Source organism: Oceanobacillus picturae (assembly GCF_000612865.1).
Classification (GTDB): Bacteria; Bacillota; Bacilli; order Bacillales; family Amphibacillaceae; genus Oceanobacillus_B; species Oceanobacillus_B jordanicus.
This window is the reverse complement of sequence record NZ_CCAX010000002.1, coordinates 169,315-191,663: the sequence shown is the minus strand read 5'-3', so window position 1 is coordinate 191,663 and position 22,349 is coordinate 169,315. Positions and strand designations below refer to the sequence as shown.

The following is a 22,349-nucleotide window of genomic DNA, read 5'->3' as shown; positions in this document are numbered from 1 at the left end:
GTCCATTACAGACCTGGTATAAACACAGAGATAAGCCACGGCGCTGCATATAAGGTCATAAATTGCACCCCATAGTTCACTCCTCGGCGATGAAGAAATCCTGCAACAAGGGCTACGACAAGCACACCTGCCACATTTACAATACCTGCATCCATAAATGCAAGCATAATTACAAGTCCAAAAAACAGACCTAACATTGCCTCATGTGGAACATAACGAAACACAAAGGCACAGATTTGTTGAGCATATTTAATTGTTACATAAAACGTGATGGTAATTGCAACGAAAGCGCCAATTACCGTAGCCATAATAAAGTCCCCCGTTGATAACATGTGGTGGATATTATTTTCCGGCGTGAATACGGGCGGGGCATTAAATAACGCTCCACCTGGTCCAATTGCAGTTGGGGACAGTGGTAAACCAATCGCAATGAGTGGGATAAGTGTCCCGGATATATATGCTGCATTCGTTAAACCATCCATACTGGAGATTGCACGTGTTGCCTTTTTAACTGGATCCTTGATTCTACTTGTTAGCGTTTCCCCAAGGAATATAGTCATTCCCACTGGACTCATAAAAAATGTTAAGACACCCAAAATAGACGAAAATGATGTTGTGCCTATTTCTTTTCGGTCTAAGATCTTAAATGGGTTTGGAAATCCCTTTTCAGTTTTTGTCTTTTTGAGGACGATTTCCTTTAATCCATAACGCGGGAGCTGTCTTCTCACCTTACCGCTCAACAGTTCAGCAAGCTTTAAAATCACAGGTCCGATCGTAATACCGAGGAAAAAAGAAGTAAATACGGTAACGTCCTCTGGCACAATTCCTGTTTCCCAATAAGCGATTCTTAATCCCTGAATTAAAAAGGCAAACGGAATGATAGAAAGCAATGATACCCAGCGATTCTTTGACATAAGAGCAAGGAAGATAGCACCACCAAGAAATATTTGATTAGAATACTGGGTAATAACATCCGCTAGCGGGATAATTAAATTAGCTAAAAGCAAGCTCATAGGTACAGCAATAAATGTTCCAATAACAGAACCTGAAGCCATTTTTCGAATACTCACTTCAGGCATGCCATGCTTTTTGAGCACCATGGCATGTTCCACCATAGGTGCTGACATCACGCCACCAGGAATTCCTGCAATGGCAACCGGTATAGAATCGGTAAGCTTTTTGGCAACGATAGCAGATATAAAAAAGGCTAAAATGACGATAGGCTCAAACCCCGACAATACAAGAACCAATGTGACAGGTGCTAGAACTGCTGTCTCATCTGTTCCTGGTGCAATCCCGATTATGGTATACAATACAGCACCTATAACGGAGGCAGTAATCATTTCTAAAATAAGTGTAAGCTCCATATGCTACTCCTCCCTTTCCTCTGCAAAACGTAATGTACGCTTTGGTTTAATAATGATGCTGCTGATCACAAAACCTACTACAGCACCAATCAGACCATATATCAATGGTTTAGGAGGTTCATTTGGTGCAATCAAATAAGCACCAAGTGTTATGACTGTACATATAATAATGCTTAATACCAGGTCCTTAATATGGACAAGGTCTTCCCATACTTCAATATTATTCTCACCATCCTGAGGACGGCTCTGCTTCTTATTCATTTCTTACTACTCCTTTAAAAGACGTATGATTTCTCATTATACATGGTAGCCTGCTTTAAATGAAGTACAAGGTTACAAGGTTACATTGTATAAATAAAGAAGAATTGGACCCAGTTGGTATACGTAATTTTATTATTTCGAATCTATTTAAGTCGCTTAAACGTATTATAAACACCAAATAAGAAAGGGTTGAAGTTCACGATGAATAATCATGAGATTGACTACAAGCTTCATGGAGATGATATGCAATTTGTGGAGGTTGAGCTTGACCCTCACGAAACAGTTATTGCTGAAGCCGGAAGCCTTATGATGATGGATGATTCAATTAAAATGGAAACAATTTTTGGTGATGGATCATCTAGCCAACAAAGTGGCTTGATGGGGAAATTGCTTGGTGCAGGAAAGCGGGTTATAACAGGTGAAAGTTTATTTATGACTACATTCACCAACGAAGGAACAGGAAAAAGCCATGTATCTTTCGCTTCACCCTATCCAGGAAAAATTATCCCGATGGACTTAAGCGAATTAGACGGAAAGCTTATTTGTCAGAAGGATGCGTTTTTAGCGGCAGCAAAAGGGGTAACTGTAGGAATTGAATTTCAGAAAAAGGTCGGTGCCGGATTCTTTGGCGGAGAAGGTTTTATTATGCAAAAGCTCGAAGGCGATGGGTTGGCATTTGTCCATGCTGGCGGCACCATTCATAAAAGAGAGCTAACAGCAGGTGAGTCAATCCGTGTTGATACGGGATGTCTCGTAGCCATGACCGGCAATATCGACTACAACATTGAGTATGTTGGTGGAGTAAAAACAGCCTTATTCGGGGGAGAAGGTCTTTTCTTTGCTACATTAAGAGGCCCTGGTACTGTGTGGGTTCAATCCCTTCCATTCAGCAGATTGGCTAGTCGGATATTTGCCGCAGCACCAGAAAGAGGCGGCTCAAAAGGGGAAGGAAGCATTGCCGGAGGCTTATTTGACATCCTCGGCGGTGACAGAAACAGATAAGGGTAACTTCAATCAGTGGGATTTGGTTTAATCCCACTGATTGCATGAACCACGTGTTTGACCTTAAAAGTATCGAGCAACTCTCCTGAGAAATTCGTCCTCACACCTCCTGTTTATCTTCGCCTGCTAAGCTGCAAATGTAATACATATTGCCAACTATTACATGATAAAAATTCCCATGCAGATGATTCTCCTCCTTGCACATACTAACGATGTAAGTCTCCTAAAGTGAGGTGACAATCATGGGTAGAGATGAACATAGGAATTCCAAAAATAACTTTCTTGCGCAAACACCTAAGAATCTAAAGGATTCTGATGGGCTGGACATCGAATTTTCCAAAGAACTTGCAGATAAAGAAGATTTAGAGGCACAAGCAAGAAGCAAAGCAGCAGACCACCGCGCAAGAAAGAAATAAGCATAAAGGATGCAGGGAGACGTTCACCTGCATCCTTTATGCATGTACAGCTGAACGATCTACCGTGATTCTTTACCTGACCTATTTAGAGGTGTAGAATATAGTCATAGAAAGCGAGGTATCGTAGGTGGCAAACAAAAATGTAGACGACTATCTGACAGAAGGCATGTATGGTACTCGACTTCCTAAGGATGCTGAACGAAAACAGTTTCTTGGTACCTTAAGAGAGCGAATTGTAATTGCCTTGACAATAGGTCAAGTGATGACAGATAAGGGTGTAGAAAAACTAGAGGAAGCAATGAAGGAAAATCCTAACACCACATTGCTCATTAATGGTCAGGTATCTTACCGATTTTTAAAGGAAGAAAAAGATTTAGCTAAAAAATATAATATTACCTATACTACCATCACGAACGAAGAAAGCGACACGGAAATTGGTGCCGTGTTAACGTATGATTACGCTATTGATAAGAAAGAAATTTTTATTGAAGACGAACCAGAAGAACCATCACAGGAAAAAGAGGAACAAGAAACCACTTTCCTTTCAAAAATCAAAAGGATATTTTTGGACTAAAAAAGGTTAGGGATACACTTTGTTAATTCTAAAAAAACGAACAGTTTAATGAAAAAATCTATGGTACTGCATGTATATCGCTACTGAAAATACTACGCTTTCCGTGGGCACGGCCTCAGCCTCCTCAGAAGCAAAGAACGCTTCTTCCGGGGTCTTCGGACTCGTGCTGTTCCCACTGGAGTCTAGGTATTTTCCTTCGCTAAGCAGTGTGCCTAGTATCCATAATGTTATAAAAAGTTCCGGACGGATTCGAATTTTTTAATACAATTCGAAAATCTTCCGGTTTTTTGTTTTATCAAAATTTCTATTGTCACAGGTGTGCCTTCCTCGGATTTCTGTTATAAACTGTGAATTAATTTGCATTATTTTGTCGAAATGTGTTTCAAAACTGAATCTTTTGTACTATAATCATTTTAATGTTCGTAAATAAAAATAAAACAAACCCCATATATTCCCGATAATATGGTTCGGGAGTCTCTACGAAGTGACCGTAAACCACTTCTCTATGGACGGTGCAGCTTTCATGTGGGAAAAAACCGTTCATTCGTGACTGGTTTTTTCTTTTTTTGTTCACCATTCCATTTTCTGGGGGAAAAGGAGAAATCAACATGGAAATACTGAAGGATCTTTTAGCAGCAGTTAGTGGGGTATTAAATGCCCTGCCACAAGGATTGCTAGCACTCACGTTTGGCTTCGCCTCTGTACCAACGGCTATTGCATTTGTCATTGGTGCATTTGGGAATGCTGTGACAAGTAATGTTGCGGTTATCTCGTATCAGGCAGAAACAATCACCCTCGCCGGGACTTTGGGAAAAAATCTAAGAGAACGCATCTCTATGATATTCTTCGGGGCACTGATTATGCTGATTATCGGTTTATTTGGCCTGCTAGAAAGAATTATCGATTGGATTGGCCCTGTTATTACAAACGGGATGATGGCTGGTGTCGGGATCATGCTTGCAAAGGTAGCCTGGGATATGGCAAAAAGCGACCGTCTTGTCGGTATCTCTTCTTTTGCCAGTGCACTAATTGTTTATGTAGCTACCAATGACTTAGTCTATACCATCACAATCTCCGTTATTCTTTCAAGTATTATCTATTTTTTCGTGAAAAAGGGAGAACAAGAGATAAAAGATAATGCACCAAAGGAAAAGCTTGTCCTCCAGAAACTCATTCTTAATCCTATGGTTATTCGCGGAGCTTTAGCAATGGTTTGTCTTAATATCGGAGCTAATATAGCATTCGGGAAAATAAACGGGGACATTGCCTCCACGGATGTTAATGTGGACACCATTACAATTATTAGCAGTCTGGCAGACATGGGATCAGCCCTATTTGGTGGTGGCCCCGTGGAAGTTGTCATTTCTGCAACAGCTAGCGCACCTCACGCGGTATGGGCTGGTGTAATTATGATGTTACTTATGGCGATAATCCTATTCGTGAAGCTACTCCCGAAAATAGGAAAGTATGTACCAAGTGCATCTATTGTTGGATTTCTATTTGTGCTAGGTGCAATTGTTACATTGCCAGATAATGCCGCTGCTGCCCTCACTGCTGACAGCGGAGGAGCCACATGGATTGCCGGTGTCACAATGGTTGTTACCGCAATTTCCGACCCATTCCTAGGTATGCTTGCTGGTGTCATCATGCAATTACTATTGGGAATTTTTTAAGGGCGCTATTTTCACCCATTTCTTTATATTTCTTAACCAATAGAAAAGGTGGTACATAATGAAAACATATAACCTGAATGTAGCTGGTCTAACAAGAACGCTTCCGATAATTAAGATTACTGACAATCTCAGTATTGCCAGCTTTGTTATTCTTGGTGATACAGCATTAACATCTGCCGCTTCCCCCCTATTAGCTAAAAGGTTACCTGAGGTAGATGTCCTGGTCACTGCAGAAGCGAAAGGAATCCCTTTTGTACATGAGTTGTCTAAGGATCTGGGCATGGACAGCTATGTTGTTGCAAGAAAAAGTACGAAGCCTTATATGCAAGACCCTTTTGTACATAAGGTGGTTTCCATTACGACACAGAAAGAACAAACTCTCTGTTTAGATCGGAAGGATGCGGAGAAGCTTGATGGAAAACGCGTCGCCCTGATTGATGATGTTATTAGTACAGGTGAATCGATGAAAGCTTTAGAAGAGCTTGTGCGTAAAGCAGGTGCTGAAGTGAAAGCACGAGCTGCCATTTTGGCAGAAGGAGACGCTGCAGATCGAGATGATATTATCTTCCTAGAAAAGTTACCATTGTTTGTAAAGTAAATCTTAACTTTTAAAGATAAGGAAGAAGACAACTCCATTTAATTCAAAAACCCTCTTATGCCTAAAACGGATGGTTATCCATTTCCATAAGAGGGTTTTTATACACGTTACTTTATTTCCTAGGCTTAAATTCTGAATGCGCTGCTTTGAAAAAGGATGCACCCATAAGTAGGATAACAATGGAAAATGGGAGTGCTGCGATGATAAGCATATTTTGCAATCCTTGTGTACCTCCGAAATATACAATAATCGCGGCAACAGCTGATTGCATCAGTCCCCACATTATTTTAACCGAATTAGCAGGATTCAACAGTCCGTTTGTGCTTAACATCCCTAATACAAATGTTGCAGAATCAGCAGAGGTGATAAAGAATATCGCGACAACAAAAAGCGTTATAATCGACATTAATGTACCAAGTGGATACTCCGCCAATACCCCAAAAGTAGAGGTTTCAAGGGACAACGCAGAAATTTCTGCGATTCCGTTTTGTTCGAGGTTTAATGCCGAGACTCCAAACACTGCAAAGAAAATAAAACAAACAAGTGCTGGAACTAGCAAGACGCCAAGCATAAATTCTTTTACGGTTCTACCTTTAGATATTCTCGCAATAAAAATACCTACGAATGGTGCCCACGACACCCACCATGCCCAATAGAAAATGGTCCATGCATTAATCCAGCCTCTATTGTCATTATCTAATGGAGCAAGTCGTAAACTCATATCGAAAAAATCCGAAATATAATTACCTAATGTATTAGTAAACATGTTTAGTATGTAAAGTGTTGGTCCAACAATAAATAAGATAAGTAATAGAACAAAAGCAAGTCCCATGTTAATATTACTTAAATATTTTATTCCTCTACCAATTCCCGACCAAGCAGATACAATAAAGAGGATGGTAGCAACGATCAATACAATAATTTGCACACTAAACGTATTCGGTGTTCCAAATAGGAAAGATAGTCCGCCAGTAATTTGACCTGATCCAAAACCAAGTGTAGCTGCTACCCCAATTACTGTTGCCACTACAGCAAGTGTATCAATAAGCTTTCCAGCTATTCCTTCCATTGCTTTTTCTCCGAAAAGCGGAACAAGCGTAGCACTGATAAGCCCTGGAGAATCACGATGAAATTTAAAGTAGGCTAGTACAAGAGCCACGATTCCATATACCGCCCAGGCATGTACACCCCAGTGGAAGAAGGAGTATTTTAAGCCATCCTTAATTGCCTGCTCGGTACCAGGTTCTGCACCGGGTGTGGTAAGAAATGCATGCGAAATTGGTTCTGCAGTTGTCCAGAATACAAGACCCATCCCCATACCAGCACTAAATAACATTGCAAACCAAGATGGCAAACTGAACTCTGGCTTATCTTTTTCCTTCCCTAGTTTCACCTTACCGTATTTCGAAAATATTAAATAAACACAGAATATCAGCATGAGCATAACAATTAATAAATAATACCACCCAAAATTCACAGATATGAACGTCGTCACTGAACTAGTAAGTGACTCTAATTTTCCGGGGGAAACAGATCCCCAAATTACTACCGCGATACAAATAGCTAGTGCATACCAGAATACATTTGAAACACTTTTCATTCCTTCACCTCTTATATGTATATTTTACTTTAGCTACGCGCCTTAACTTCATGGCTGAAATTTTATACTTTCCCACCGTGTCAAAAAGCTGACCTTTTCCCGTATATTACACTAGCAAACTTTATACCCTTATTTCAATTATTTAAAACACAGCATTTTTGCACTTTTTTGTAGTATTCCCTATTATAGTTGGAATATTTTATCCTGAATAATTAAATGATAAAAGAGAAACGGAGGTGGGATTAGTGAGTCAACCATATCAATGTCCAAACTGTAAAACCAATCGAACAAGGTTTAATATTATTGAACAGCATGCAAAGCCAGTAAAGCTTGATCCCACTACTGGTGATGTAATGCAGGAGTACGCAGCTGATCAGACGGACATCTTCCATATCGACTACAAAGGACCGCAATATAAGATTCAATGCGGGGCATGTGGGCTGATTGAGGATGAACAGAATTATGTTAAGTACGCAGAATACAATAAAAAATAAGCTTTTAATTGCCACACCTGACAACAATCGGGTGTGGCTTTTTATTTTGCAAATCAAGAATGCGGAAATTTTAACTACGCAGCCATAACGATGCAGCTAAAATTTTGAGCTACTAAATATAAGTAAAACACAAACATTCCTAAAAGATGATCAAATGCAGTTTTCTAACATGCTGTTCAACCATTTATTTAACTTATGCACTAATTCCATCACGTTACGCAAATAAGCATCCAACTGTGTTCGCTTTTTGCCATACTGTTTATAAAGGATGGTGAGAGTAGTGTTAAATCTAAAAAGTGTAAAAAAGCAATATGAAAGAAATATGGCTTTAAATGATATCTCTTTAAACTTTTCTAGAGGAAAGTGCTATGGTTTGGTCGGTCCAAATGGTGCGGGAAAAACTACATTATTAAAGATCATCTCCTCTATTATTCAGGACTTCGATGGAAGCCTAACATTCACGGAAGCTTCTAGAGCTAACAGCAAAGAAATAATCGGTTATATACCACAGGAAATTTGTTTGGAGGAAACCGTTACAGCCTGGGACAATTTATCTTTTTTCGGAAAAATCTATGGACTCAAAGGGCAAACACTCAAGTTGCGAATTAATGAGGTTTTAAATGATATTGGTCTGACTGATAAAGCAAAACACAAAGTAAGCGCCTATTCAGGTGGAATGAAACGCCGTTTGAACATTGGCTGTGCATTGCTGCATACTCCAGATCTTATTATTATGGATGAGCCGACAATAGGGATTGATCCTCAATCGAGACGTTATATCTTTAATATGATTGAGAAATTGAAGGAGCATGGTTGTGCAATTATTTATGCTAGCCATTACATGGAAGAAATAGAGCAAATTTGCGATGAAGCAATCTTTATTGATAAAGGGAATATAGCGGAGAATGGCCGTGTGGATGTACTGTTACAGAAATAGGCCATCCCCTCCATTTATCTTAAAGGGGAAAATTGTCTTCCTAAAGAAAACGGTGATTTCACTATTTTTCCTAAAAAAGAAGAACATCTCTTACTAACAGACAGTCCCTTACTGGCTATGGAGCACGTTATTAATCACTGCAAACAACATGCTGTGCAACCAGAACAGCTAGAACTAAGCCAGGCCAGACTTGAGGATGTATTCTTTTCCATAACCGGAAGTCAACTGCGTGATTAAATATGCTAAAATGATAGGAGGATTTACATGCGTTCGATTATATCGTTTGAATTGTTAAAGAATCTACAGGACAGAGGCCTACTATTTTGGATGCTCCTGTTGCCCATATTGTTTACGGTGTTATTTATTTCCGTTTTCACTTCCGGTACAGAAGGCGTTGCGAGAGAACAAGTTATTTTATCAATCGTTCCCGGTTATACGGTGATGTTTGTCTTTTTCATTATTATTACGATGATAGCTAACTTTATAAAGGACCGGGAGCTTGGAATGACAGCACGTATTGCAAGCACCCCCCTTCCCGCCTATAAATATTTACTTGGAAAATGGATTCCCTACATGTATATCGTGTTTGTCCAGATTATTGTCTTGCTATTTTTCGGCAAGCTTGTCTATGATATTCCACTGGAGCAACCGCTGTTCCTGTTACTTATTTCTGTTCTCCTCACCTTTACTGTTACGGGAATTGGATTAGTGCTTTCGCTACTAGTGAAAACAAACAATATGGGGATCGCCATGACCCAAGTTATAGCTCTCGGAGGTGCCGTACTCAGCGGCCTATGGATGCCAATCGACATGATGCCATCTTTCATACAGACCCTCAGTAAATTCTTGCCACAGTATTGGGCCCACCAAGCATTACAGCAAGGGATGGAGGGCTCCATGCAAATCAGCGACATATTGTTACCTGCTTCTATTTTATTCATTTACGGATTCATCGCCTTTACGATCGCCATTTTACGCTACCCTGCTTTTTTAAAGATGGCAAGGGGGTAAAGAAATCGAAATCGGGGGATAACTATGAGATTGAATATAGATATAGATGAAAATCATGAAGAAACTTCTGTCACCATTCAAGCCAAGGAATGGTCTGAGGAGCTTGAGGAAATAGCTGCCGTTATTAAAAAACGAAAGCAGCGCCGGTTATTTGGTATGGACGAGGAGCAAACCGTTCTTCTAAACCCACCTGATATTGACTATATCTATGCACAGAAAAGAAAGGTTTTTGCTGTAATTAAAGATCGAGAATTAGAGATTCGTATGAAATTATACGAAATCGAAGAAATACTAATTCCTTATCAGTTTATGCGCTTCTCCAAATCCGTTATAGGCAATCTTGTTAGGATTGAACGGTTTGAATTATCTTTTAATGGAAATCTATGTGTCTACTTTCAATCAGGCAATAAAGAATATATTACGAGAAAATATGTGAAACCAATAAAGGACCAGTTAATGAAAGGAGGGCAATAGGGATGATTCTTGAAATCACAAAGCGTTCAATGATTGGCATTGCATTCGGTGGAATCTTTACCTTCATTGCCTTGACGATCATGAAATTGAACAACGTGGAGTCTACTGTATCCGAGATTTGGATGCACATGGGGGCTAGTATGTTACTCGGAATATATTATGGTTTGTCCTCGTATATTTATGGTGATGGAGAAGGAAGTTATTTAAAGAAAACTATCTTTCATTTTTGCTTGTCTCTAACCGTTTACTTTATCATTGCTTTTACTGTAGGGTGGGTGCCATTAAATTGGCTGGCAGCATTATTTAGCTTTTTCGTGTTCGCCATCATATACTCCATTTTTTGGTTTAGTTATTATTCGTATTATAAAAAAGTAGAAGGCTCCATGAATGAGCATCTAAATAAAAGGGAATAAATCGATAAGCAGACTGATCTTTGTTACACTTAAGTTGAATGGAGGGAAACAAATGCGACTACAAAACAAAAAAGTTATTGCACTCGTTGAACAAGATTTTGAAGACTTGGAGCTTTGGTATCCCATTCTGCGTCTACAGGAAGAAGGCGCCCAAGTTGATTTAGTAGGTAAGGAATCTGGCAAAACCTATATCGGGAAATATGGTGTACCTGCTGAGTCTGCCTATTCTTTCGAGGATATAAATGCAGATGATTACGACGCTATTCTTGTTCCTGGAGGATGGGCACCGGATAAATTACGCCGCTATCCTGAGGTACTAGAAATGGTAACTACAATGGATAAAGCGAAAAAGCCAATTGGACAAATTTGCCATGCTGGCTGGGTTCTTATTTCCGCCAATATACTTTCAGGAAAGAACGTGACCAGTACACCTGGGATTAAAGATGATATGACGAATGCTGGGGCAACATGGAGTGACGAAGCGGTAGTCACTGATGGACACATCATTTCTAGCCGCCGTCCGCCTGACTTACCTCCATATGTAAAAGCTTTCGCTGATAAATTAGCAGAATAAGAAGAGGACCAGTAACGGTCTTAAACACGAAGCTCACGAGTTCTTAGTGAGCTTTTGTTTCTTTACACTTAGAAAACGTTTTCATATAATGAAGTCAATAGAGACATATTGGGAGGGGTACAATGAGCGCAATTGAGGAAGGAACCCTATTATGGGAGCCACAGGATAATCAGAAAGAAAAGGCAGCTGTCACGACTTATATGAACTGGCTTCGCAAACATAAAGAATTGGATTTTCATGACTACCATGCTCTCTGGAAATGGTCGGTAGACGAAACAGAAGATTTCTGGGAGAGTCTTTGGACATATTTTCAGATAAAATCCTCCACACCATATCAAGCTGTATTAAGTTCTCATAAAATGCCAGGGGCTAAATGGTTTACAGGAGCATCTATCAATTACGCGCAACATATTTTTAACGAGCGAAAGAATGATGCAGTTGCTATTCTGCACTCCTCAGAAAACCGCTCCACTGCATCCATCACTTGGGGAGAGCTTGAACGTGATACAAGAGCATTTCAGCAAACATTGAGAAGCTCTGGAATTAAAAAAGGAGACCGCGTCGTCGCCTATGTACCCAATATCTATGAATCTGTTGTAGCATTTTTGGCCACCTCAAGCCTTGGTGCTATTTGGTCAAGTGCTTCCCCCGACTTTGGGACAGAAAGTGTAATGGACCGATTTCAGCAGATTGAACCTAAGGTTATGATTACCGTAGATGGCTATAGGTATAACGGAAAAGAATTCAATCGTTTAGAAGTGGTGGAGAATTTACAGCGAGCACTGCCAACCCTTGAAACAACTATAACGATTCCCTATCTTAACAAGACAGCTGACATGTCCAAGCTAAAAAACAGCATACCGTGGAAAAAAGCCATTACGCTTGATGACTCCCTTCCTTTTACTTTTGAACAAGTAGAGTTTAATGACCCATTATGGATCTTGTTTTCCTCTGGCACAACAGGAAAACCAAAGCCGATTGTACAAAGCCAGGGAGGTATTTTGCTAGAGCACTTGAAAGCTATGACCTTTCATATGGATTTATCAGAAGACGATCGATTCTTTTGGTATACCACCACAGGCTGGATGATGTGGAATTTTCTTATTGGTGGATTACTTGTCGGCTCTACCATCGTTCTTTATGACGGAAGTCCAACATTCCCGGATAAAGAGAATTTATGGAAATTTGCTGAGGATACAAAGACCACGGTGTTTGGAACGAGCGCAAGCTTTATTACTACCTGTATGAAAGAAGGCATGCAGCCTGGTAAGGATTATGACCTTAGGCATTTAAAAAATATTAGCTCAACAGGGTCCCCGTTACCTCCTGAGGGTTTTCAATGGTGCTATGAAAATGTGAAAAAAGACCTTTGGATTTCCTCCGTAAGTGGTGGCACCGATGTATGTACTGCTTTTATATTAGGTGTGCCTATCCTCCCTGTTTACGCAGGAGAGTTGCAGTGCCGGGGCCTTGGTGCTCGAATAGAAAGTTTTGATGATCAGGGAGAAGCCCTCATTGATGAGGTAGGCGAATTGGTTTTAACTGCCCCATTTCCATCAATGCCAGTTTTCTTCTGGAATGATGAAAAGGACATCCGTCTAAAAGACAGTTATTTTGACGTCTTTCCAGGCATTTGGTGTCACGGAGACTATTTGAAGATTACAGATCGACATACCTGTGTTATTTACGGGAGATCTGATGCTACCATTAACCGTGGCGGCATTCGAATCGGGACAAGTGAAATATACCGTGCAGTCGATCAAATTGAGGAGGTTGCTGATAGCTTGATCGTGGATATTCCATTAACTAACGGAGATTCATCCACCCCACTTTTTGTAGTAATGAGGGATGGGGTCGAGTTGACTGTAGCAATTCAGCAGAAGATTAAGAAACAAATACGTACACATTGCTCACCAAGACATACGCCTACAGCCATCCATCAAGTTCCAGACTTACCTAAAACATTAAATGGTAAAAAGCTAGAAATACCAGTTAAGAAGATTCTAATGGGCAAGCCTGTGGATCAAGTAGTAAACAAAGGTTCCTTAAGCAATCAAGCCGCATTGGACTTCTTTATTGAGTTTACCGATCAAGGTAAAATGGAAGATATACAGAGATAACAGACTAAATATTTCACTATATTGCACGTTTAAAAACAAAATAGCCGAATGATCTCGAATTCGTTTTTAAAATTCAAATGATCATCCGGCTATTTTAATCAAAAAGTAGCAATCTAGAATTCAAAGGTTGTATTTTCATCAAGTTGCATAAGAAATGCTTTTGCTAGATCCTTTGTAGCTTCAAGATCATGCATGCTAACAACTTCCACAGGTGAGTGTGTATACCTAGACGGAATGGAAAGCACCCCTGTTGGAATTCCTTTATCCGCCAACGCAATGGCGCCCCCATCTGTTCCGATACCAGGAAAAACCTCTAATTGATAAGCGATAGCATGTTTCTTTGCAAGTTCAAGCAATTTTTCCTTCATCGTACGCTGCACAATTAGACTAAAATCCATTACCTTGATCCCAGTGCCTGCCCCTAACTCTAAGCTTTGATCCATTATATCTTCAGGTGTATCACTGACAGCAGTGGTATCAATCGCAATGGCAGCATCCACCTCCAGCTTATTAATTGCCGCCTGGGCTCCACGCAATCCTACCTCTTCTTGAACAGTAAAAAGAAATGTCACTTCCCCAGCAAATTCTTCGTCCTGTAGATCATTAAGTATGGATAATAGCACTGCACAGCCTGATCTATCATCCAATGATTTACCACGAACCAGTTTATGAGATTCTGGTCCCACCATTTTCAAGTTAGGAGCATATGTAACAGGTGTACCTACCTCAACGCCCATCTCAATAGCTTCTTGCTTGGAACGAGCTCCAATGTCTATGTATAATTGCACATGACGTCTTACTTTTGTCGGGTCTTCAAACTTCACAAAATGAGCAGATAAAGTTCCAATAACCCCATCAATTTCATTGTCTCTTCCTAACACTTTTACTTCTTGCGCAAGTAGGATACGATCATCATGACCACCTAGTTTTTCGAAGCGCAGAAACCCATTCTCTTCAATCTTCTTAACAATAAATCCTACCTCATCCATATGTGCAGTAAGTAGCACCTTAGGTCCAGGCTTTGTTCCATTTTTTCGAACGATAACATTCCCTAACCCGTCTATTTCAACATGATCAGCTTTACCTTTTACATAGTCCTTTATATAATAAGCTACATTTTGTTCGTGGCCACATGGTCCACTTAATTCTGTTAACCTTCTTAACAATTTTTCCAACTTTGCACACTCCTTATTTTCCAAACAATCGAATTATTTACATTATAACCATTTAATTTGTGTTTAGAAAGAATAAAAGCGAAAGCGTCCGTTTAGAGACGTACGGACTGGGACTGCGATTACTCGTCCCACCGAAGACCTTTTGGACAGAGCCGTAGGAGATAAAGGAAATATGCCCCTGCAACAGGGGTATGTCGACGTTGGCCGACAAGGCCGGTTTTAGTCGACCCTCCTTCCCTTTAGAGCAGATGTTGACTTATTGTACGGAGGTGAAGGAAGTCCCGCTAGTCTCTAGGAACTGAAGCTAGAAAAAATAAAAAAGCCCTGCCACTTGGTATGACAGGACCTCTTATCAAACGACTTTCTTTTGCGTTGCAAGGCTTGTAGCAATATAGACAAAGAAGGATACAACGATTGGCATTACCACTGAATGTAATCCAAAAGGCTGCGGGAAGAAGGAATCGGATAAAATGTATAATCCTACACCAGCTATCATTGAACTTAATGCACCATACTTATTCCCCTTCTCCCAGTATAATCCGAGAACAATTGGCCATATAAAGGCTGCTTCTAATCCACCAAAGGCAAATAAATTTAACCAGATAATTAAATCAGGTGGGTTGAGTGCCATGATGAATACGATAGCACCAAGAAGCGCCGTAACTGCTATACTTAAGCGTTTAACACGCGTATCAGAGGCTTTTGGTTCCACATAGTTTAAATATACATCTTTTACTATTGTTGAACTAACAAGCAATAGCAAGGAATCTACTGTCGACATAATAGCTGCCATTGGTGCAGCTAATACGATCCCCGCTAGCCAATTTGGCATAACTTCAAGCGCAATAAGTGGCATCACACGGTCACCCACTTCAATCCCTGGTAAAATAGGACGGGCGAACACACCAATTAAATGCATGTTCAACATGATCACACCTACCACTATAGTCCCTATAATGATGGCTCTGTGCATAGATTGAGAGCTTTTATAGGACATTGCTCTAATTGCAATTTGCGGCAAGGCAACCACTCCAACCCCAACCAGTATCCAAAAGGACGATACATAAGTCGGTGTAAGCGTGCCTTCCGACCCAAATGGAGTGATCAGATTAGGGTTCTCTGCTGTTAAATCTGCAATAATTGCCGGAATACCTCCCCCAGCAATAATTACGGCGACAAGCAATATTAACGTACCGACAAACATGACACTACCTTGAATTGCGTCGGTTAAGGCGACAGCTCGAAAGCCCCCTACTGTAACGTAAATTAGTACAGAAACGGCAAATATGAACAATGCAGTAGTATATTCAATTCCAATAAGTGATTCTATTAATCTAGCGCCACCGATCCACTGTGCTGCCATTGCAGAGAATAGAAAAACGATAATACTGACTGCCGAGAGGATGACAACCCATTTTGACCGGTATCTCTCCTTTAGGAAATCTACCATGGTTAAAGCATTGTAGCGACGTGTAACAATAGCAAACTTCTTCCCGAGCACCATTAGTACAAAATAACCTGTTGCCACTTGCGACATGGCTAACAAAACCCACCCCAGACCTTGGTTGTATGCAGTCCCGGGCCCTCCAATGAAACTACTTGCACTTCCGTAAGTAGCTGTCATTGTCATAGCGAGTACAAATCCACCGAGACTCCTGCCTCCGAGAAAATAATCCTGTGCAAAACTAGTAGATTTTTTCAAATAACCGCCAGACCATATTCCTACACAAAAAATGATTACCAAAAAGAGGATTAAAGGTATTAGAGATTCCCAATTCATTTTTCTTCCATCTCCTCATCAAATGGAATAGCAACAAAAAACTTTTTCACAACAATCGTCACCAATATTGCCATGATGATAAATCCTAAAACACAGCTATAAAAAAACCATGCCGGCAAACCTAACACGTATGTATAATCTTGTGGGTCCTTACTTCCAAATCCATAAGCAAATGCAAACCACCAGACGAAATTAAATATAACTAATCCTACCCCAATCCATGCTTCGCGGTTCGCGATCTTAACATGTTCTTTTTTCATCGTAAGACTCACCCCTTTTTGTTATTGAAAGGATAATGAGACGACCTCCCTTTATTTATTTCTATAGTCTAACAAAACTATATCGTTTCCCCTCCCCGTTGTAAACAGGAAAAAATCCAGCAGATGAATACCTGCTGGATCATGGTTTTCTAATTTATTAGCGAACACCTTTCATAAATCGTTGAATTCTTGGAGATGCCATAAATAGTAGCAGTCCTAGAAGAATCGCAACACCACCGATGACGCCAAAATAGACTATTTCTGTCTCTGGTTTATACAATTTCACAATCTGTGCATTTATAGCTTGCGCTGAGGCGTTGGAAAGGAACCAAAGACTCATTGTTTGTGCTGAAAATGCTTCAGGCGCTAGCTTTGTTGTAGCTGACAGGCCAACAGGTGACAGGCATAGCTCCCCAATTACAACAAGCAAGAAGCTGAGTACTAGCCAAATAGGATTTACTAATGTGTCTGTTCCGTTCATAGCTGCTGGGACAATCATTACAAGGAAGGATAGACCTGCAAACAATAAACCAAAAGAAAATTTCTTGGTAGTTGTTGGCTGCCTTTCACCCATTTTCACCCAAATATTTGCAAAAATCGGGGCAAGCACCACAATGAATAGTGGATTCAGTGACTGGAACCAAGATGATTGCAATTCAAATCCAAACAAACTTAGTTCTGTTCGTTTATCTGCATACTCTGCAAGGATAATGGAACCTTGTTCTTGAATAGCCCAAAACATAATCGCTGCAATAAACAATGGAATGTAAGCAAGGATTCTTGATTTTTCATCCGCATTTGTTTTCGGACTACGGTACATCACAATAAAGTAGGCTGTTGGTATTAGAATACCTAAAATACTAACAAGATAAGTGAAACGGTTAATTGTTAAGATACCCGCTGGAATAGTAATGGCCGCTAAAATCACAATAACCACGGCACTTAAACCAATTCGGGTAAATACCTTTTTCTTTTCACCTGCCCTTAATGGATTAGGTACATAAGTTCCTGCAAGTCCAAGATATTTCTTGCGTGTAGCCATGTAAACAATCAAACCTACTAGCATTCCGATTGCCGCTAACCCAAACCCTAGATGATAGTTGTATTCTTGACCGATTGTTCCGACAATAAGCGGTGCAAGAAGTCCACCCATGTTAATCCCCATGTAGAAGATACTAAATCCAGAATCACGGCGTACATCTTGTGGGCTGTACATATCTCCCACAATATTCGAAACATTTGGTTTTAGTAATCCCGTACCAATAACGATAAGGAACATGGAGATGAATAAGGCTGTCGTACCAGCTGGAAGCGCAAGTACAATATGCCCTGCCATAATAAGTACACCACCATAAAACACAGTACGTTGCGTACCAAGCAACCTATCTGCAATCCATCCACCAATAATCCCTGACATGTATACGAGAGAACCGTAGATGGCCATAATAGATTTTGCTGTGCCATCATCTATGCCCAGTCCTCCATCAGCAATTTCGGTATACATATAAAATAATAACAGTGCCCGCATCCCATAATAAGAGAAACGTTCCCAGAATTCTGTGAAGAAAAGGGTGAATAGCCCTTTAGGTTGTCCAAAAAATCCCCGTTGAGGAACACTTTGGACGATTTGTTCCTTACTAAGTTTTTTCATGATGAAATTCTCCTCTATTTTAGAATAAACTGATAATTATTGTTTAAGACAAAAACTATCTTACTCCTCTAGTGGTCATACGTCAAACGTCAAAAAATACCAAAAATAGAGACTCTGAAATTCAAGAGCCTCTATTGCTTGTTGTCATTGTAATCTTTAGCTTTCTCTCAACACATTTCTTTTTCGAATATAAACGACTAAACCAGCACCTGCGCCCATTACTAGTAGAACTAGTCCGGCAATCAGTAGGTTGTAAATACCTGTTGCTGTTTGCGGAAGAAGACTTCCACCCTTGCTACTATCGTTTCCAGGAGGCGTCTTGCCTGAATCATTTCCTAGGGTATTTGTACCATCACCGTTTTCTTGATTGTCATTCGAGTCATCATTCGCATCATCACCTGGTGTTTGAGGATCCTCATTTGGATCTCCTTCACCTGGATTATCTGTGGCTAGAGAAATTCTTCCCTCTGCCTTATATTCGAATGGATTTTCTTTCGTGCTTTCTAAACTACGAACAAAATCAACCGTTGCATCTAGGTCTGTTGGCCCCATAACCGGGTTTTTTCCTAGCTCACTAATCGGACGGTGCTTATCACTCAATGATGTACCCATATAATTATTTACTGTGAGCGTAAATGTTTCCTCCGGGTCAATTTCTGAACCGTCCGGGTAGGTTACATCAACCACTGTATTTGTTTCTTGATCCCACGTATAATGGAAACCACTAATACTATAATCTGGGCCGTATTCTGGCGAAAGTTGTGCTTGAATGATTGGAGCCAAATCAGCGCCCTTTATTTCTAACGTCATAAGTGTGTTACCAAATGGCTGAATGTTGTATAAGTCTCCCCAAGTCACTTCACCTGCTAGTAAATCATCACGAATTCCTCCACCATTCATCATGGCAAAGTCACTCTCCATTGCAGCATTCATACCATCCGCAATTAAATTCCCTAACCCATGGTCCCCATCATTTGTATAATCACCTGTAAGGTCTGTTGCATTATAACCAATCACTTCTCCCATGATCGGTGCAATTTGCTCACTATATTTGTCTAAGATAGCCGTTACATCTGGATCGGGAGTATAGTTATCCTGATTTACAAAGACAACTTCTGCTTCTTTCTCAACAATGTCACCTGTCGAGCGATCAATCTCCAAATCAACATCTGCAAATGCCTTTCCATACTCGGAAGCTTGAACAATTAGTTTATCATCCACTACCCCATCTACTACTTGATGATTATGTGCAGCAAAGATAACATCAACTGCGTCATCTACTTCTCTTGCCAGATCTGCTGCTTCACCCGAGGCACCATCACCATCCTGATCTGCAGGAATATGTGCTAATACAACAATTGCTTCTACCCCTTCTGCCTGGAGATCTGCTACCGCGTTATCTACTGCAGTAGCTTCATCGGTAAATTCAATATCCTGAATTCCAGCCGGCATTACCATATCTGCCGATGCTTGTGTATTTACACCGATAAAACCAATTTGCTCACCGTCTACTTCTTCAATATAGTAAGGATCCAGTACTGTCTCTCCACCGTCCTTATACACACAGTTTGTACAAAGGTTCGGGAAGTTCATGCCATCGTATCCTTCTGTTCCAAGACCTTCCGGATGCTCTCCACCATTTACCATACGTAGCAGCTCGTCTGTACCTTCATCAAATTCATGATTTCCTACAGTCCCTACATCAAATCCCATTTCTTCCATAATTTCCACGGTAGGTTCATCCTGTAGCAAACCAGAAACAGGTGAGCTTCCACCAATCATGTCTCCTGCATGTACTAACAGCGTATTTGGATTTTCTTGCGCACGTTCTTTCATAGCTGCTGCAGTATAGTCCATTCTTCCATACATATTAAATGTGCCATCCCCATCTGGGTCTAGCTCGTACTGCTGGTCTATTTTTCCGTGAAGGTCATTCATGCTTAACAATTGCACGTGCAGATTATCTTCATTCGGTTCTTCTTCTCCAGCAGGCGTATAGCCATAGGACTCCGCTTCTGATTCACTTGAGAAGAATACACGGTATTCAACAGGGACATCAGCCCACTTTTCTGGCACGACGTACTTATCTGTATTTGAGTTCCCTACATATCTTAGAAAACCCTTTTCGTCATCATTAGCACGGAAGGCAAACGGAAGCTCAAGTAATGGATCCTCTGGATTCCAAATACCTAACCCTGCATCCTTCGCTTCTTTTACCGCATTCTGGTATATTGGGTATGCTTCTTCATTAAATGGTGGGATAAAGTAAGTAGAAGCGTAGCCTTCTTCCACCATTTTAAGATTAACATTCGTACCATCTTCTGTGATAACTTCTGCAAGCAAACGTCCGTAATCATCTGTTGCTTCTTCACCAACTTTAATTGTAACCGTATCGCCAGGCTCAATTAATGTCTTCATGTATGCTGTTGCTGCATCCCCATGTTTCTTTTGGTTTTCATTAATTTCATTACGTGTTGGATCATCATTATGAGCGGCATATGTTTCTGGTGTATCCATGTTTAAAAATCGCACTCTGTCCCCACCAAGAACCGTCTCATTAATACGAATTGTATCCCCATCCGTAACATAATCTACTGTTGCCTCATACTCTCCAGCTGCTGAAGGAGGCTCAGGCTGGTTCTCCGCTAATACGAAATCATCTTGTTCTGTTGGGATAAGCTGGTAGCTATTGTATTGACTCACAATCGCTGTAACGTCATACCATTTGCCTTCTTCTATTTGCGAGACATCTAGAGCATTCTCCATTACGCGCAATGTAGTTGAATTCAAATCCTCGTCTATAAACGAAATATTGTACCCGCCACCCGCTGGAGATCCTGGTATGGATGAGATATAACCATTCACTTGAACAAGTTCCCCTTCAAAAGCCTCTGCATCATCACCCTGAAGCTCTTTTATGGAAAGCGACTGTGCATTAGGTATTGCTTGTCCTTCTGCAATGATATCAATTGTATCTGGTAAAACTTCCTTTAAACCGTTATAAGTATCTAATTCCCCAATTACTTTAACTCTTGTTCCTTTTTCCAATTCTTCTAAATCGCCTTGTTCGTATTTAAATATGTTGATTCCGCCTGTTTCATCTTGAATGTATGTAGTAAACTGGTTGCCGTTACTAACGGAATTAGAATTTACTGTAATAACTCCTTCTACTTCCACCCGCGTTCCATCACTTAATCCTCTAGCATCTGCAACGGAAACTGTTTGTGGAACTTCAGGGTCTGTTGGCGGGTCTCCTGGATCTGTTGGTGGCTCTTCAGGACTTTCTCCACCTCCAATGTGGCTTCCTAATGATGAGAAAGTGTCTTGTTCATACACTTCCCAATCCTCAGCATTGTAGGTTGCGGATGGTGATGCGATCGATTGATGTCGTACTAGTGTCTGATCTTTACCGAAATCCGCATCATTTCCAATGTCTCCAACAACGTCAATTACTTCTTCATCTTTCAACAGAGCGACTGCATCATTTCCATTGAAATTGACGACAGAAGAATTTGTGAGGTCAGCTTCAGACTGAATTTCATTTCCAGCCTCAGCATGCGCTATCACGTAAACTTCACCACTCTCTAATGTTGCATCTAAGTTGAGAGTATTACCAGCAGTTCCCCCCCCATTGCTATACAATGCGAGTTGATAGTTTGCTAGATTAACATCAGTTCCCGTACCGTTATAAAGTTCGATGGCTTTGTTATAAGAACTACCTTCTACGTACTCTGAAATAAGTAATTCATCTGTGGTTGTCTCTGCTGCCGCAACGTTAATAACCGGTACAAAATTTGTAAAAATTAACGTGAAAATGAGAAAAACAGAGAAAGACTTTTTCCTAAACAGATTTTGCATGAAGACCCTCCAGTAAATTTAGTATTATGCCATAAGTTGACACATTTCTAATATGGCATAACAGTTTGTAATAATCTATCGCATTTTAGTTAAGTTTATGTAAATTCAGAA

Annotated in this window: 20 protein-coding genes and 1 riboswitch; of the genes, 12 read left to right on the top strand and 8 right to left on the bottom strand. The window is 40.4% G+C overall.

The features are described from left to right. Nucleotides 1–5: 5 nt before the first annotated feature. Nucleotides 6–1,367, bottom strand: coding sequence for a tripartite tricarboxylate transporter permease (locus BN988_RS11995; RefSeq protein ID WP_036577041.1), 1,362 nt, complete (start codon nucleotides 1,365–1,367; stop codon nucleotides 6–8). 3 nt (nucleotides 1,368–1,370) lie between these two features. Next, entirely contained in the window at nucleotides 1,371–1,628 is a 258-nt protein-coding gene (locus tag BN988_RS11990; RefSeq protein ID WP_036577040.1) for a hypothetical protein, read from the bottom strand. A gap of 201 nt (nucleotides 1,629–1,829) precedes the next feature. Between BN988_RS11990 and BN988_RS11985 the strand changes: the two genes are divergently transcribed. From BN988_RS11985 to BN988_RS11970, 5 genes are all read left to right on the top strand, one after another. Beyond that, nucleotides 1,830–2,630: a TIGR00266 family protein gene (locus BN988_RS11985; protein WP_036577039.1), complete on the top strand. Its 801-nt coding sequence runs from the start codon at nucleotides 1,830–1,832 to the stop codon at nucleotides 2,628–2,630. Between the two features lie 242 nt (nucleotides 2,631–2,872). Next, nucleotides 2,873–3,046, top strand: coding sequence for a YfhD family protein (locus tag BN988_RS18690; RefSeq protein ID WP_081779436.1), 174 nt, complete (start codon nucleotides 2,873–2,875; stop codon nucleotides 3,044–3,046). A gap of 127 nt (nucleotides 3,047–3,173) precedes the next feature. After that, a complete protein-coding gene (locus tag BN988_RS11980; protein ID WP_036577038.1) occupies nucleotides 3,174–3,620 on the top strand; it encodes a YueI family protein in 447 nt (148 codons plus the stop codon). A gap of 424 nt (nucleotides 3,621–4,044) precedes the next feature. Continuing rightward, nucleotides 4,045–4,146, top strand: a riboswitch (purine riboswitch). 82 nt (nucleotides 4,147–4,228) lie between these two features. Continuing rightward, entirely contained in the window at nucleotides 4,229–5,293 is a 1,065-nt protein-coding gene (locus tag BN988_RS11975) for a guanine permease (protein ID WP_036577037.1), read from the top strand. Nucleotides 5,294–5,351: 58 nt separating this feature from the next. After that, nucleotides 5,352–5,891 (top strand): phosphoribosyltransferase family protein, encoded by a 540-nt coding sequence (locus BN988_RS11970; RefSeq protein ID WP_036577036.1) that lies wholly within the window; start codon nucleotides 5,352–5,354, stop codon nucleotides 5,889–5,891. Between the two features lie 112 nt (nucleotides 5,892–6,003). On the opposite strand, the gene BN988_RS11965 is transcribed toward BN988_RS11970, so the two are convergent. Further along, the gene (locus BN988_RS11965) at nucleotides 6,004–7,491 is read right to left on the bottom strand and encodes a BCCT family transporter (RefSeq protein WP_036577035.1); all 1,488 of its coding nucleotides are present in this window, start codon (nucleotides 7,489–7,491) and stop codon (nucleotides 6,004–6,006) included. 245 nt (nucleotides 7,492–7,736) lie between these two features. Between BN988_RS11965 and BN988_RS11960 the strand changes: the two genes are divergently transcribed. The 7 genes from BN988_RS11960 (at nucleotide 7,737) to BN988_RS11930 (ending at nucleotide 13,514) form a co-directional block, all read left to right on the top strand. Beyond that, nucleotides 7,737–7,985: a hypothetical protein gene (locus BN988_RS11960; RefSeq protein WP_036577034.1), complete on the top strand. Its 249-nt coding sequence runs from the start codon at nucleotides 7,737–7,739 to the stop codon at nucleotides 7,983–7,985. A 280-nt stretch (nucleotides 7,986–8,265) separates the two neighbouring features. After that, nucleotides 8,266–8,922, top strand: coding sequence for an ABC transporter ATP-binding protein (locus BN988_RS11955; protein ID WP_231495232.1), 657 nt, complete (start codon nucleotides 8,266–8,268; stop codon nucleotides 8,920–8,922). Nucleotides 8,923–9,186: 264 nt separating this feature from the next. Continuing rightward, a complete protein-coding gene (locus BN988_RS11950; RefSeq protein ID WP_036577033.1) occupies nucleotides 9,187–9,933 on the top strand; it encodes an ABC transporter permease in 747 nt (248 codons plus the stop codon). A 24-nt stretch (nucleotides 9,934–9,957) separates the two neighbouring features. Further along, a complete protein-coding gene (locus BN988_RS11945; RefSeq protein WP_036577032.1) occupies nucleotides 9,958–10,407 on the top strand; it encodes a LytTR family DNA-binding domain-containing protein in 450 nt (149 codons plus the stop codon). Between the two features lie 2 nt (nucleotides 10,408–10,409). After that, a complete protein-coding gene (locus tag BN988_RS11940; protein ID WP_036577031.1) occupies nucleotides 10,410–10,820 on the top strand; it encodes a DUF3021 domain-containing protein in 411 nt (136 codons plus the stop codon). A gap of 52 nt (nucleotides 10,821–10,872) precedes the next feature. Then, nucleotides 10,873–11,394 carry a type 1 glutamine amidotransferase domain-containing protein gene (locus BN988_RS11935; RefSeq protein ID WP_036577030.1) on the top strand — a complete coding sequence of 174 codons (522 nt, stop codon included), beginning with the start codon at nucleotides 10,873–10,875 and terminating at the stop codon, nucleotides 11,392–11,394. Nucleotides 11,395–11,516: 122 nt separating this feature from the next. After that, a complete protein-coding gene (locus BN988_RS11930) occupies nucleotides 11,517–13,514 on the top strand; it encodes an acetoacetate--CoA ligase (RefSeq protein WP_036577029.1) in 1,998 nt (665 codons plus the stop codon). A 113-nt stretch (nucleotides 13,515–13,627) separates the two neighbouring features. Here the strand turns inward: BN988_RS11930 and BN988_RS11925 are convergent, their stop codons facing one another. The 5 genes from BN988_RS11925 to BN988_RS11905 form a co-directional block, all read right to left on the bottom strand. Beyond that, a complete protein-coding gene (locus tag BN988_RS11925; RefSeq protein WP_036577028.1) occupies nucleotides 13,628–14,689 on the bottom strand; it encodes a M42 family metallopeptidase in 1,062 nt (353 codons plus the stop codon). Nucleotides 14,690–15,041: 352 nt separating this feature from the next. Next, entirely contained in the window at nucleotides 15,042–16,469 is a 1,428-nt protein-coding gene (gene panF, locus BN988_RS11920) for a sodium/pantothenate symporter (RefSeq protein ID WP_036577027.1), read from the bottom strand. Further along, nucleotides 16,466–16,729 carry a YhdT family protein gene (locus BN988_RS11915; protein WP_036577026.1) on the bottom strand — a complete coding sequence of 88 codons (264 nt, stop codon included), beginning with the start codon at nucleotides 16,727–16,729 and terminating at the stop codon, nucleotides 16,466–16,468. The genes panF and BN988_RS11915 overlap by 4 nt, the downstream gene beginning before the upstream one ends. A gap of 157 nt (nucleotides 16,730–16,886) precedes the next feature. Then, complete coding sequence (locus tag BN988_RS11910) at nucleotides 16,887–18,380, bottom strand: peptide MFS transporter (RefSeq protein WP_036577025.1); 1,494 nt, start codon at nucleotides 18,378–18,380, stop codon at nucleotides 16,887–16,889. Nucleotides 18,381–18,536: 156 nt separating this feature from the next. Next, on the bottom strand, nucleotides 18,537–22,238 hold the full coding sequence (locus BN988_RS11905) for a 5'-nucleotidase C-terminal domain-containing protein (RefSeq protein WP_051557912.1): 3,702 nt from the start codon (nucleotides 22,236–22,238) through the stop codon (nucleotides 18,537–18,539). Between the last annotated feature and the right edge of the window lie 111 nt (nucleotides 22,239–22,349).

Bases quoted from the DNA above. Each gene is read 5' to 3' on its own strand.
- BN988_RS11995 (WP_036577041.1), bottom strand. From the start codon at position 1,367: ATGGAGCTTACACTTATTTTAGAAATGATTACTGCCTCCGTTATAGGT.
- BN988_RS11990 (WP_036577040.1), bottom strand. From the start codon at position 1,628: ATGAATAAGAAGCAGAGCCGTCCTCAGGATGGTGAGAATAATATTGAA.
- BN988_RS11985 (WP_036577039.1), top strand. From the start codon at position 1,830: ATGAATAATCATGAGATTGACTACAAGCTTCATGGAGATGATATGCAA.
- BN988_RS18690 (WP_081779436.1), top strand. From the start codon at position 2,873: ATGGGTAGAGATGAACATAGGAATTCCAAAAATAACTTTCTTGCGCAA.
- BN988_RS11975 (WP_036577037.1), top strand. From the start codon at position 4,229: ATGGAAATACTGAAGGATCTTTTAGCAGCAGTTAGTGGGGTATTAAAT.
- BN988_RS11970 (WP_036577036.1), top strand. From the start codon at position 5,352: ATGAAAACATATAACCTGAATGTAGCTGGTCTAACAAGAACGCTTCCG.
- BN988_RS11965 (WP_036577035.1), bottom strand. From the start codon at position 7,491: ATGAAAAGTGTTTCAAATGTATTCTGGTATGCACTAGCTATTTGTATC.
- BN988_RS11950 (WP_036577033.1), top strand. From the start codon at position 9,187: ATGCGTTCGATTATATCGTTTGAATTGTTAAAGAATCTACAGGACAGA.
- BN988_RS11945 (WP_036577032.1), top strand. From the start codon at position 9,958: ATGAGATTGAATATAGATATAGATGAAAATCATGAAGAAACTTCTGTC.
- BN988_RS11940 (WP_036577031.1), top strand. From the start codon at position 10,410: ATGATTCTTGAAATCACAAAGCGTTCAATGATTGGCATTGCATTCGGT.
- BN988_RS11935 (WP_036577030.1), top strand. From the start codon at position 10,873: ATGCGACTACAAAACAAAAAAGTTATTGCACTCGTTGAACAAGATTTT.
- BN988_RS11930 (WP_036577029.1), top strand. From the start codon at position 11,517: ATGAGCGCAATTGAGGAAGGAACCCTATTATGGGAGCCACAGGATAAT.
- panF (WP_036577027.1), bottom strand. From the start codon at position 16,469: ATGAATTGGGAATCTCTAATACCTTTAATCCTCTTTTTGGTAATCATT.
- BN988_RS11915 (WP_036577026.1), bottom strand. From the start codon at position 16,729: ATGAAAAAAGAACATGTTAAGATCGCGAACCGCGAAGCATGGATTGGG.
- BN988_RS11910 (WP_036577025.1), bottom strand. From the start codon at position 18,380: ATGAAAAAACTTAGTAAGGAACAAATCGTCCAAAGTGTTCCTCAACGG.
- BN988_RS11905 (WP_051557912.1), bottom strand. From the start codon at position 22,238: ATGCAAAATCTGTTTAGGAAAAAGTCTTTCTCTGTTTTTCTCATTTTC.